The organism is Calothrix sp. FACHB-168 (assembly GCF_963889195.1).
In the GTDB taxonomy this organism is placed as follows: domain Bacteria; phylum Cyanobacteriota; class Cyanobacteriia; order Cyanobacteriales; family Nostocaceae; genus Aulosira; species Aulosira anomala_A.
In genome coordinates this window covers 72,238-85,081 of the sequence record NZ_CAWPNJ010000019.1, presented here as the reverse complement: position 1 = coordinate 85,081, position 12,844 = coordinate 72,238, and the positions used below count along the sequence as shown (strand labels likewise).

General features: G+C 32.7%; 16 protein-coding genes. All 16 read right to left on the bottom strand.

Translation table 11 applies throughout. The features are described from left to right. Nucleotides 1-20 precede the first annotated feature (20 nt). Nucleotides 21-602 (bottom strand): sugar transferase, encoded by a 582-nt coding sequence (locus AACW45_RS11155; protein WP_190627679.1) that lies wholly within the window; start codon nucleotides 600-602, stop codon nucleotides 21-23. Then, nucleotides 599-1,615, bottom strand: coding sequence for a glycosyltransferase family 2 protein (locus AACW45_RS11150; protein ID WP_190627677.1), 1,017 nt, complete (start codon nucleotides 1,613-1,615; stop codon nucleotides 599-601). The genes AACW45_RS11155 and AACW45_RS11150 overlap by 4 nt, the downstream gene beginning before the upstream one ends. Further along, nucleotides 1,608-2,024, bottom strand: coding sequence for a hypothetical protein (locus AACW45_RS11145; RefSeq protein WP_190627675.1), 417 nt, complete (start codon nucleotides 2,022-2,024; stop codon nucleotides 1,608-1,610). Before AACW45_RS11145 ends, AACW45_RS11150 begins: the two co-directional genes overlap by 8 nt. Next, nucleotides 2,011-2,298: a hypothetical protein gene (locus tag AACW45_RS11140; protein WP_190627673.1), complete on the bottom strand. Its 288-nt coding sequence runs from the start codon at nucleotides 2,296-2,298 to the stop codon at nucleotides 2,011-2,013. The genes AACW45_RS11145 and AACW45_RS11140 overlap by 14 nt, the downstream gene beginning before the upstream one ends. A gap of 48 nt (nucleotides 2,299-2,346) precedes the next feature. Beyond that, the gene (locus AACW45_RS11135) at nucleotides 2,347-3,237 is read right to left on the bottom strand and encodes a glycosyltransferase family 2 protein (protein ID WP_190627671.1); all 891 of its coding nucleotides are present in this window, start codon (nucleotides 3,235-3,237) and stop codon (nucleotides 2,347-2,349) included. A gap of 3 nt (nucleotides 3,238-3,240) precedes the next feature. Further along, nucleotides 3,241-4,392: a polysaccharide pyruvyl transferase family protein gene (locus tag AACW45_RS11130; RefSeq protein ID WP_190627670.1), complete on the bottom strand. Its 1,152-nt coding sequence runs from the start codon at nucleotides 4,390-4,392 to the stop codon at nucleotides 3,241-3,243. Beyond that, entirely contained in the window at nucleotides 4,389-5,645 is a 1,257-nt protein-coding gene (locus tag AACW45_RS11125; RefSeq protein ID WP_339381973.1) for an oligosaccharide flippase family protein, read from the bottom strand. The genes AACW45_RS11130 and AACW45_RS11125 overlap by 4 nt, the downstream gene beginning before the upstream one ends. After that, nucleotides 5,635-6,846, bottom strand: a complete 1,212-nt coding sequence (locus tag AACW45_RS11120; RefSeq protein ID WP_190627665.1) for a hypothetical protein — start codon at nucleotides 6,844-6,846, stop codon at nucleotides 5,635-5,637. Before AACW45_RS11120 ends, AACW45_RS11125 begins: the two co-directional genes overlap by 11 nt. Continuing rightward, on the bottom strand, nucleotides 6,827-8,164 hold the full coding sequence (locus tag AACW45_RS11115; protein WP_190627663.1) for a hypothetical protein: 1,338 nt from the start codon (nucleotides 8,162-8,164) through the stop codon (nucleotides 6,827-6,829). The genes AACW45_RS11120 and AACW45_RS11115 overlap by 20 nt, the downstream gene beginning before the upstream one ends. Nucleotides 8,165-8,216: 52 nt before the next feature. Then, on the bottom strand, nucleotides 8,217-9,164 hold the full coding sequence (locus AACW45_RS11110; protein ID WP_190627661.1) for a cellulase family glycosylhydrolase: 948 nt from the start codon (nucleotides 9,162-9,164) through the stop codon (nucleotides 8,217-8,219). A gap of 599 nt (nucleotides 9,165-9,763) precedes the next feature. Continuing rightward, nucleotides 9,764-9,988, bottom strand: a complete 225-nt coding sequence (locus AACW45_RS11105) for a hypothetical protein (RefSeq protein ID WP_190627659.1) — start codon at nucleotides 9,986-9,988, stop codon at nucleotides 9,764-9,766. Next, nucleotides 9,979-10,185: a hypothetical protein gene (locus tag AACW45_RS11100; protein WP_190627657.1), complete on the bottom strand. Its 207-nt coding sequence runs from the start codon at nucleotides 10,183-10,185 to the stop codon at nucleotides 9,979-9,981. The genes AACW45_RS11105 and AACW45_RS11100 overlap by 10 nt, the downstream gene beginning before the upstream one ends. A 13-nt stretch (nucleotides 10,186-10,198) precedes the next feature. Beyond that, nucleotides 10,199-10,648, bottom strand: a complete 450-nt coding sequence (locus tag AACW45_RS11095) for a hypothetical protein (RefSeq protein WP_190627655.1) — start codon at nucleotides 10,646-10,648, stop codon at nucleotides 10,199-10,201. Then, on the bottom strand, nucleotides 10,645-11,535 hold the full coding sequence (locus AACW45_RS11090; RefSeq protein WP_190627653.1) for a hypothetical protein: 891 nt from the start codon (nucleotides 11,533-11,535) through the stop codon (nucleotides 10,645-10,647). The genes AACW45_RS11095 and AACW45_RS11090 overlap by 4 nt, the downstream gene beginning before the upstream one ends. An 8-nt stretch (nucleotides 11,536-11,543) precedes the next feature. Then, on the bottom strand, nucleotides 11,544-12,269 hold the full coding sequence (locus AACW45_RS11085) for a hypothetical protein (RefSeq protein ID WP_190627651.1): 726 nt from the start codon (nucleotides 12,267-12,269) through the stop codon (nucleotides 11,544-11,546). 318 nt (nucleotides 12,270-12,587) lie between these two features. Next, a complete protein-coding gene (locus AACW45_RS11080) occupies nucleotides 12,588-12,785 on the bottom strand; it encodes a hypothetical protein (RefSeq protein ID WP_190627649.1) in 198 nt (65 codons plus the stop codon). Nucleotides 12,786-12,844: the final 59 nt, after the last annotated feature.

Genomic DNA, 12,844 nt, shown 5'->3' with positions numbered 1-12,844 from the left:
GATATGCCGCCTAACTAAGATTACCTGTTACCTAAAGTAACAATATACAGTATTGTCCTAAAGATAATATAGAGATCCCATAAGAAGTTATATCCTTCTGAGTACTCTCTATCAATCTTTGCGATCGCACTTTTATCGAGCACCCATCTTCTACCCTTCACTTGCCATGATCCAGTAATCCCTGGAAGTACCTTATCTAATCTATCTTCTGGGTAATTAACTGCATCATATTCAGCAAAGGGTCTAGGCCCTACTAGACTCATCTCTCCTCTTAGAACATTAATAAGTTGAGGTAGTTCATCTATACTAGTCCTTCTAATGAAACTACCTATCTTAGTAATGCGCTTATCAGTTTTTAAGTACTTACCAGATAAGTCATCTACTTGGACTAATAACTTATCTGCATCTCTGACCATACTTCTAAACTTGTAGGCTACAAATCTATTACCCTTATATCCAACTCTTGTTTGAGAGAATATGAAAGGCATACCGTCTTCTAGCACTATCAACAAAGCAACTAGACTCATTAATGGGAATAAAGAAACTAATAGTATAGACGCGCCTACAACATCTAACACTCTTTTAAATTGTTTATAACTCAAGCTAAATTCTTCCTTTGTAAGTTACCTGCAAATTCAGTAAGAAATCTTTTAACTCTTTTGAAGAATGAGTGAGGAAGAATATTACTTAGTACTACTACTACCACTACATAAATAGTAATCTTCCATTCTTTCCAGATTCCTAGATTAGTAGATAACGCCCTGATTAAATAACCTAATGCTTTCCTAGGTTTTCCTAGTTCCATACTTCTCCTAGATAAATATCTCAGCATATAAGCTTTGCTAAGAGAGTAGTATTTCTTTACTAATAATGGAGAATGCCCTTTAACTTTCTCCATAGTTTGTTCCCAAGCTTTGAACTGCTTATCAGTATCAGCACTTAGAGATTCAGGATTAACTCTATAACCCGTTAATACTTTAGGAATACCCTTTAGTGTCCAACTTGTTAAAGCATTAATCCTAATCCAGCATTCTATATCCTCAGCCCGCCGCATATCTTCATCGAAATAGCAGACTCTATCATTCTCAGTAGGATGATCAAAAGCAATCTCTTCCAAACACTCTCTTCTAATTACTGGACTACTACCATTACCAGGAGGGTTACGATACATCCAATAATCAGCTTCATAAGAGCCCATATCACTCATCTGATAACTATCAATCCAGTTATCTTCTTCATCTAGTAATTGACTCCATGTATAGGTCATACCTACATCTGGATTATTATCTAGAAACTTAACACACTCCTCTAACTTAGTAGGAAAGAAGATATCATCACTATCTAATAGAGCTATGTACCTTCCTTTAGAAGCTCTAATAGCAGTATTCCTAGCACCTGCTAATCCTCTATTGATTTGTTTGATAACAGTAATCTTATCTGGATACTTATCAAAGTATTCCATAGCTATATCAATAGCATTATCAGGAGAGCTATCATCAACTATTACTATTTCCCAGTCCTGAAACGTCTGATTAACTACACTTTCTAGAGCTTGTCTAAGATATTTCTCAGTTCCCCAGACAGGAACGATCACTGAAACTGTTGAATTATTCATTTTCTACTCTTTGAATTAATTTAATCATTAAACAAGTTTTACCTATCTCGCCTCTTCTACCCTTTAATTGACCTAAGAAGTGATGTTTTTCTCCTTTAGAATTAGATAGTTTTACTTCTAATTCTTCTTCTACTTGAAACGATATCTCTTCTTGAATTCCATCTATAATGCAGTTCTTAGGTAAAGATTCTTTAGCATCAATAACCCAATAATTAACTGTTACGTTTATATTATTTAGAGTTACATAATGCTCTAATTCTTTTAGAGGAATATAAGATTTATCTTTTATCTCTTCTCTAAAGAATTCTAAGTCTTCATTAATAGCATATTTAAGAACTTCATGAAGTCCTGCTATCTTTAGAGTCTTATAGATGTCTTGGTAGTGCTTCCTAACATCACTCTTGTTCATATGATTTCTCTAGTAAATAATAGTCATACTTCATGTCTATAAACTCTTCTGGTTCTTCTTCTGCACCTTCGTAATATGTCATTATTTCAGAAGCTTTTCCATCTTCTCTATACTCTAAGAAGGCTTCTCTTTCTCCATTAGCTTCTTCATAAGTTTCACTATTAGTACTTTTCCAACCTATATCATCTTTATGATCCCAACCATAAAAGAAAAACCTTATTACTGAAGTCAGATAGTCCATAGCTATCTGACTTATTTTATTTGCAGTGCTCATCTTACATCTCCTTAAATAAATAGGCGGCTAGTTAAGCCGCCTATCCATCTACTTCTTAACTCCTCTATCTAATAAATATCTAGGTACTATCTTCCAATCAGATTTGATAGCTTCAATAGCATACTTAATAGCTAACTTCCAATCTTTATTTCTCATAGCTCTAATAGCTACTGTCTTACATTGATATGCTCTAGCTAACCAGTAAGTACTATTTACTAGAAGAGGGCTGTACATACTTATGATATCTATCATCGTATCCCATTCTTTAAACTGCTTCTCTACATCACTTTGTAATGAAGAAGGAGTGATACGGTAGTAGAGAAGAGGCTGTTGAATAAACTCTAATCTGCCACCAAGCTGAGTAAGAATTTTAAACCAGCACTCATGATCATCACATCTCTTTAGGTTAGGATTGAAGTATGGATATCCTATCTTCTCAAAAGCTTCTCTTACAATTAAAGGATTACTAGCAGTAGCTACATAGTTCTCTAGAAAGAGATCAACTCTATTTACTACAGAAGGGCATTTAACTTCTTTAAGAATAAAGCCATTCTCATCCACAACTCTATAGTTAGTACAGACAATAGATACTTCTTTCTCTTTATCTAGATAATCTACTTGTTCCTGTAACTTAAATGGATGCCAAGTATCATCTCCATCTAGAAAAGCTATATATTTACAATCTGGAAATGACACTAGAGTAAAGTCTATAGCAGTATTTCTAGCACTAGCCGCCCCTTCATTCTCTTGACTAATTAAGTTAAATCTTCTATCAGTCTCTACATATCTAACTGCTATCTCTCTAGTAGAATCAGTACTACCATCATCTACCATTACACAATTCCAATCATAAAATGCTTGCTGACTTAATGATCTAAGAGTATTGCCTAAATACTTTTCACAGTTATATAGAGGCATTACTACAACTACCTTACTCATCTTTTATTCTCCTATTGAAGAGTACGCTTTATAACCTTCACCAATTTGATGTATTGCCCTATTAAGAAGTCTTTTCTTATCATCCTTACTAAAGACCCAGTAATCACTGATAGCACTAAATAGATTTCTATAGATATTACTAGAAACAGATAAGTCAACTATGCGGCAACCTATACCAAACTGTTCTATCAATCCATTAAATTTCTCTCTATAGTATTGAGTAGCCGCTAGTCCTATTACTGGAATACCTTGAGAGAGAGCAAACACGGCAGCATGATAACTAGTAGTAATAACTAACTTACAATTACCAACTCTTTGTATTACATCAAGGGGACTATTTACATTACTACCATCATCATCTACTCCTATTTCTTTAGTACTAATTACATCAGACTCTTCTTCTAGTAGAGAGATAGGAATAGTAATTACCTTACAGCCATTCATACTTCTTATATCTTCAAGAAGTAATTTAATAATCTGTACTGCTTCTTTTCCTATTGAAGTGTAGTTACTGAATCTAATATTCACTCCAATAGTATTACTATCTATTCCTTCAATTCTATTCTCGTATGCTAATTCAATAGCATCATCTCCAGTTACTATCAATTTATGAGAGAATCCATGAGTAGCTAAACTTCTTAGATACTTCTTACTAGTTGCTGGTTCTCTTAGAAAGATATAATCTACTTCTTCTAGTACTCTACTAAGGCTCTTATTGAACTTCTTATCAGAGCACATACTAAAGCCATGACCCAGTATTATTACTCTCTTATCCATCTTCTTAGCTAATAATAGAGTATCTAACATACTAAGACTATGAGCCTTAAATGCGTTTACTCCAAAGTAGCCGCCACCAGCAGTAACTACTACATCAGCCCATTCAACTAACTCTCTAACCTCATAGTTAAATAGATGTCTATATCCTACTAGAATCTGACTTACCTTATCTAGATATCTATTACCATATCTTTTGATACTAGTAGCATATGTTCTATCAGGACAATACTTATCTAATTCTCCTTGACTAACATCAGTAACAACCTTCATTATTGAATCTGGGTATAATTTTCTGATGCGATTTACAGCTACTTGTAACATAGCTAAGTCACCCATGTTCTTTAAATGAGGGCTGCCATTCTCAATCAATACTTTCATCTCAGATACCTTTTACTAACAAACCAAAAGTAGATAGGTAGATACACCCAATGAACTATTAAAACTGCTAAAGATACAGCTACTATTCCTTTATTAACTGCTACTAACACACCAGCTACAAGAAATAAAGTCAGACCTATATCCCATCCTAGAATTACATAGGGCTTATTTCTAAGTTGTAATAAAGCGCCTGTTGAAACCTTTAACACCCTAGGTATTGCAGATATAGATACTATACTTATAACTGGCATAGCTTCTATCCATTTATCTCCAGATATCTTCTCTATTACTAAAGGCATCAATATTGCGATCGCAATACTAAACTTACTAATATGTCTAATCATTCTCTTAGTATCTCTATAGTAGATATCTTTAAGAGAATCTTCATCGCCTTTGTACTGATTAAGATTAGGATAAAAGCTTTGGTAGTAGGAATTGATTATGCCTAGACAGAAGTTAATGCCACTAGTAAAACCAAAGTAATAGATACCCATCTCTTTATCTCCAAGAAAGATACCTATTATCCAATAGTCTATATTACTTCTTAATTTATCTAGACCTTCAGCTAACATTAGTCCACTAGCATAGTTAAAGATATTCTTTATACCTTTAAGACTGAAGCGATTTATATGCCAGGGACTAATGTAAGGTATAGCTATAGCTGTCAATACATTGTTCAATATCAGGGGGATTAATATAGACCAAAACCCATAACCTAATAAAGCCATTACTATCGTAATAACACCGCCACCTAAACCAACTATTATATTTAGTTTAGCTAAAGGCACTAAGTTATTAGTTTTATAAAGTAGGGCTATATTAATAGAGAATACAGGAAAGAGTAGATAACAGAAACTTGTTAAAGCTATAGCATCTCCTAAATTCTGATTATCTATTGATAACAGATGAATAGTACTACCTATAGCTAGTTGAATGCTAAATAGTAGAATAGCTATTATCCAACTTAAGTAATAAGTAGTAATGCTAAGAGACTTGAATTCTTTGGCAGAACAGTTTATTAATTTAGAATTAAAACCTGCTCTTCCTTGGAACACGCTTAATAATTCCATAAGAGGTATTACTTTAGCTAGTATTGCCCAGTCATTAGTACTAAATACTCTAGTTAAAACTAATTGACTCAAGCCGCCCCTTATTACTCTATTAAGCATTTCTGCCATACTTAGCCATTTACTATTATGGCTAAATTTATCTGAACTCTTTCTTATAAATCTCTTGTAGGTACTAACTATCATCTCTAAAGCCTATCCCAACTAATATCAACCCAGGCATTAATAGATAGGCTAAACTTTTCCAAGTTTCCCCAATACTATAAAGCCCCATAACTAATAGAAAGCTAAAGCATACTCTATTAACTTTTCCTTTATTTATATCTAAAGCAAAGTTAACTAGAGAAACTATATAAGCTATAGCTATAGTCATAGCTCCACAGATTCCATTTACAAATAAATACCCAAACCAAGTATGGTGAGTACCTAAAGGCATGTTAGCTACAATCCTACTGCCTGGTTCAGTAGAGCCATGACCAAACCATAATTCATTCCACATCTTATCTTTAACTAACTCTTGTAACCTTTCTCTAACTAGAGAAGAACTTGCCCTAGCAGAAGTTAGATTATCTTTAGTATCTATTACTATCTCCTTAATATCAGATAGAAAAGTAACAAATAAGCTACCTAGACCAGTAGCTATTACAGCCCTACTAGAGGTATTTACATAAGAGACTAAAGTAGTTATTAATAAGGATAAAGGTAATACTATCTGACCTAATCTAGATACAGATATGAATAACATTATTGAACTACCTATCATTCCTAAATACTTAAGTATCCTATTACTTTCTTCTCTACATATGTAAAAGAATTGAGCTCCAACAAAACCTAATGCTGGAGCCCAAGGACAGAATAAAGATAACCTATTAGGTTCAAGAGGATTAAAGAAAGTAATCTTATAACTATTAGGGCCGCTTTTAATAATCTTATCAAAGAATACTAAAGGAGATATATAGCTAGGAATCCTAATATAAATCATAGCTATGAAGAAAGGAATCATAACTATACTTTGAATTACTAACCAACATACTGCCCTATAGATAACTTGCGGTCTAATAGATAAGCAGCCGACCAAAGGAAAAGCAGCTAATAATCCATTAGAAAAGAATTCACCCGCTAGATTTCTAATTAGATTTATCCCTCTATATCCAGTGTTAATACTACCAATCAGAGTAAATATCTCTAATAGAAAGAAAGCTACTAACCATAACCACACTCCTTTAGGAATAGATATCTTACCTCTATACCATTTCCATAAAGCGACTATAGCCAAAGACCAACCTAGTACTGAACTAAATAAATAACTGGCACCTATGAAATACCATATATAGGTACCAATTAAATACAACCATACTAATCTCTCTTCAAGACTCTTTAAATACATCTACTATTCTCTTCTTGTTTAATCTAATGTAGATTAGACCCCATAAACTAAATGTACCCCCTACTCCTCCTAAGACAGCATATAAGGTATTAGGAGAAGAATGACCGCTTGGTAAACTAGGTTCACTACTAAGTTGAAATAAAGGATACAAAGCGTATCTATCATACCCTCTCAACTTGTTAGTACTCTGTAGATTACTATAGATAACACCAGCAGCTTCATATTCTCTAACTAGATTCTTATAGGTAGGTAAACTACTTATAAGTTTTACTTCTAATTCTTTACTAGCTTTCAGACTTCTATTTAGAACTTCGTACTGCTTCTCTAATCCTTCTAACTCTCTACTAAGATTTAAATAGCTAGAGTACATTTGAGTTCTTACAGAGCCGCCTTCACTAACTAGGTTAATTATCTTTCCTATAGATAAATCTCTATTAGATAGCTCTCTAGTTCTAGATTCAATAGCATCTTCTAGCTCAACTCTTTTAGCTTCTAAATTAACTATCACTGGATTCTCTTCAGTAAACTTAGAGGTATTTACTTTTAAGGAGTTAATAGTATTAACATACTCATTTACTTGTCCTTTAAGTAAAGGGTCTACTTGAATATTAAGAGAATCAATAGCAGATCTTTCTGTTACATTTAATAGACTAATAAAAGAAGAAGTTTGCTTCCTTCTAGATTCTATTTCTGCTTTTAGTTTAGTTAGTTCTATTTCTTTTCCTCTATTAGAAGCTATCAGTTGAGGTACCTGTTCTTCATAAGCTAGTCCACTAGCAATTCTGAATTCTTCTAATCTTTTACTAGCTACATTTAGATTAATCTTTGCCCTATTTAAATCTTCAATAAGGGGTTTCTCTTTATTCTCTTTTTCATTATCTCTGAGAAACTCTATCTTCTTATTAAAAGCCTCATAGAATAATCTAGCTTTCTCTCTTGCTTCTTCAGGACTATTACCTTTTACTCTAACAGCTATATTTGGTGTCTCTAAGATAACCCTAGTTTTAATACTTGATTTCATATCTTCAATAGAGTATTTAGATCCTTTAGAAGCTTTCTCGAATATCTCATCACTATTTAATATCTTGTCATAGAAAGCTCTAGGATCTACTGAGCCACCAGCATAGGTTAAATTAACTCCAGGATTAACAGTACCTTTATCTCCTTGTAGAACAACAGAAGGATCTACTCTATTACCGTTAAGAGTAATAGTCATATTACTTGTATACTTCTTAGGGGTAAAGTTTAAGTAACCTACTACTAAACTAGCCAGTAAAGTATTAAGACCTATTCCAATTAGAATTACTTTCTTACTCATCTTTGTTATCTCCATTAAATGAATTAGGCGGCTAATCTAGCCGCCTATCTTACTAACTAATTCGATTATCGTCCCAGATTAATAAACCTAGTTCATTTAGATTAGTAGGTTTACTGCCGTCCACTTTATCAATAGCCCAGCCCCCACCATTCCATCTAGTAGTCAGATCTCCATTATCTCTACCTTCCCATGCCCAGAAGATTCTACCCAACCTATATTTATTAGCTAACTGAATAGCTATCTTAGCAGCAGGAGTAGTGTCTATATTATTCCATTGAGAGTATTCACCTATTATTAAACAAAGTCCTAATTCTAGAACTCTTTTAATATACTCTTCCATCTTCCATACTGAATAATTCCATTGATCATAAGCATGGAAACTAAAGACAATATTCTCATAAGATTCTAATAGAATCTTTCCATAGGTAAGGAAGGCGCTATTAGTACTCTTAACCGAATTATTATTCCATTCACCTACTTCTTGACCCCAGAAAGCCCCATCACAGATAACTATATTAGTACTACCTAAAGCTCTAATATACTTAATAACTTCTTTATGGAGAGTTAACCATTGATTACTAATGGGGCCTGGTTCATTCTGAATATTAAACCAGACGTAAGGGTTGTTAATATATCTAGCAGCTAATGTTTGATAGTAGGCTACTACTTCACTAAGAGAAGGATCACTAGTATTACTAAAATAACTACCAGTCATATCATGTAGTTCAATAATACAAACAATCTTCTCTTTAGTAAAAGTGTCTATTATCTTATGAAGATCTGGATTAGCTTTACTTGAAGTATATTTATCCTTAGGTTGATAGTCTGGTTTAAGTAAAGTATTTATTCTTATGGTATTAAACTTCCATAGTTTAATAGCCCATAAATCATTGATAGTATCCCTATCCCAATACCAATTAGGGCCATTTACATTAACCCCTTTAATTACAAACTCTTTTCCATTAGGGTCATATATCTTATTCCCTATTACTTTAAACATATTAGATTTTCTATTATTACCCCAACATCTTAGTAGACAGGTAATAGTGCCTAATATGCTAAATCTTAAGAATCTGTTTCTATTCATTAATATCTAACTTAGATATTAGATAGGTAATTAAGGAGGCTATAAATATACTACCTAATAATCTAGGATCTTTATAGCTTCTAATTCCCCACCAGAAGGTACAGCTAGCAAAGGCACACAACCAATACAATACATAATCTATCTTCATGTATCTAACCCACTCCAAAGAAATAACAAAAGTCCCACTAAAACAGTTAGAGGAATACCCAATATAAAACAGAATAGTAATGCTATTAAGGATTCCCCAACTCCTATATTAGATGCTGTTATTAGAAAAGCAATTACACCAACACAACTGATATAGATAGTCTTTATGTCTGGTTCCATAATCACTCATCTTTAATTAGGTCAATAATAAATAAGGCGGCTAAAGAACTAATCCCTCCTATTATTACTGAATAGACTAATATTTCTTCAAAGCTAAAATTAACTTCTGCTAATTGAAATGAAATTAGACAAGTAAATAGCCCAATTATCCAACACAAGATGAAAGTTTTATCTATATCCATCACTCACTCTACTTCTTCATCTTCCTCTGATATTGGATACCAGCTATCTCTTTCTTCAACAATGTATACTTCTAGTTCTTCATTATCTTCTTCTTGACATTCAGTAGCATATTCAGCACCAAATATCATAGCGTCAGCAGGATTAGAAAAGTATTCACTAGTTCTAGATACGTCTTCTTCTCCCTTAACTCTAAATACAGCTCTGAATAAGCTATAGATTACTCCCATGTCTTTTCCTCATCTGTAAATAACTCAGTTTCTATTAAATGACATTCTAATAAAATGCCTCTATACTTCCTAAATTCATCACAGTAATGAGAGGCTTCTATTAAACAATCAGCTATATTCTGATACCAATTTCTACCAGAATGCATTCTTCCATCTTTTACATTGGTATACATTGGTTTAAATAGTTTTACACTCATATTTAAACTCCCTTTATTCTTTCCTTTCTAGAGGTCTTATTAGACTCTCCTTCCAACTAAAGTTATCTTTCTCTACTAAGTAGATATGATTAATATCTTGTCTATTCTTTTCTTCTTCTAAAGAAGCCAAACATTCAGGAATAGTTAGAGTATTAACCCAAGGTTTAACAGTAACCCCTACTTTACTAGCATCTTTCTGACCTTCTAGAAACATGGATATTTTATTAACAATATCCCAATTTAAGATAGGCCCTAGACTACTAACATTTAATACATCTTTAGAGTAATAACATATAGCTACCTGATCAGTTAAATCTCTAATAGAGTAGTTCTGATTACTATCTATCGAATAAACTATTTCATTATTTAAAACAGTTAAATTCTTTATAGGCATACTACATTTATTGACTGCTATAGATGCAATAAAAAGTAAGGCCCCAAAACTAATAACCTTTAAATTCATTTCAAACTCCTAAAGTAATCTTTAATCTCTAGATCATTCCAACTAACTTTCTTATCTACATCTCTACTTGAAGGACTATATATCCCTTCTACAGTATCTATGTAGATACTTTCTTCCATTTGGTAAAATACTTCCCAGCTTCTTTTACTAAAGAATCTCTTAACGTTCAGTTGTTCAATGGCTAAATTATCAAAGCTAACTATCTTCTTACCAAATAGCTTAGGTAACCACATTTGCCACTCTCTTATATTCCTCTCAATAGAAAGAGGATCTAAGTCATAGAACTCTTTACCTAGACCTAGATTTTTATAGCCAAGTATTAGTACCTTATTGTAGGGACTTTCTAGAATAGTATTTATATTATCTAGTCCAGCAATACAATGCAGTACAGTATTCTCATACTCTAATAGAAAAAGAACATTATTAGATTCATATCCTTTTCTATAAGAGATACCTAATCCCTTAACTATATCCTGGTTAATTAACCAGTTAATATATCCCTTATATTTAGGTAAATGTATCTGATTAACTGTTAAGTTAACTACAAATCCTATTTCATTAGCCCACTCTAAGAATTCCATTAGTCTCTTAGTAAACTCATTGACAGCTATAGCTAACTCTATTCCTCTAGGTAAAGGTAATAACCTTTTCTTAAGGACTTTATAGTCACCTTCTACTCCATCCCTTCTAGCACTTACATGGCAATAAGAACAGATAGCTTTACCAGTTCTAGGATCTATACCATTACTACATCTACTAGAAACAGTTATGTCAATATTTAAAGGATATTCAAGTTCTAGGGTTCCTTCATATTCAAGATGACGAGTGCCATCTTTATACAAAGAAACCAGAACGTTTCCATTCTGGTATCTCTTTAGTAATTCCATTGTTCTATCTATTTAATCTTTTCTATGGTATAGTTAACAACTAACTTTCTAGGTTCTATATCCCTACTCCAAATATCTTCTACAAACTCAATAGTAGTATCAGTTACCTTCCTTTTATCTTCGTTATAAGGAAACTCATAATACTCTTCATCGCTACTATAGTAATAAGGTCTTTCTTCAGGAATATATTGATTGCCCTTTCTAGTAAACCTTAAACATAATCCCTCAATAGCTTCTATTAGTTTATCTCTATCAGGAAATTCTTCAAACTCCCATTGAGTAATACTAGGATAATTAGTAAAGACTAATTTCCAATTATATACTTTATCCTCAGTATCATAGAATTTATTGGGGGCCTCTTCATTATCATTACCTAGAAATAACCAACTCTTCTTATTGAAGATAAAGTTATGCAGTTTACTCTTATCTAATAGAACTGCATTCATCTGACCCCTCTCTACTGATTGATGATCTATATAACCATAGTTACGACTATCCCAATCTTCACTAGGTAGATTAAGTACTACTTCTTCACTTAGAGTCTGCTCTTTAATAACGTCATGTAGATTCTGAGTAGCTTCTTCTATAAGAGGTAAATCAACATATAAAAGAGCAGTAAGAGCATAACTAGCTTTAGTATATGCATCATTAAACTTATTCCATTCCCAACCAAACTTGCCGCTATTAATAATTACTCTTCCATTCTTATCTGGAATAATAGTATCTAGTAACATGTCTGTAGTATTAATAGCTAGACTATGGCTACTTGCGTTCTGTTATCGTAAAGCTTTTTATCTTTACTTCTTACAATTTATCATCTTGTAAGTTCGGCATATATCATCATCTTATAAAGATGTTGGATGTTCGTGGAGGTATTATTGTTAGGCTCAACCTCTATGCTCTGAACCCTATAGTCTCTTTTAACCTAAGACTATCTTGGCTGCTGATTAACCGTACATATATGAAGGCCTTCCAGCAATTTATCCAATTCATTTAACTTATCACTAAGTTAACGCCCCAATATTAAGGAATTAGTTTCAAATACAGACTTTCTAATTTTGATAGACATTAATTTCTCCTTCTATTTCTAGATCTTCTTCTACTAAATAACAATCTACTTCACCCTCTAGATTCTCTCTATAGAGGGCGGCATCAATAAGAGCATCACTAGGCTCACTATATAATCCACTATAGCAATCTAGATTTCTATTCTTTCTATTGATAAATAAAATCCTAAACCACTTATTCATATTCTTCTATAAGGTAACTACTTACTACCTTATTAATGAAGAAATATATGAGAAAGTAA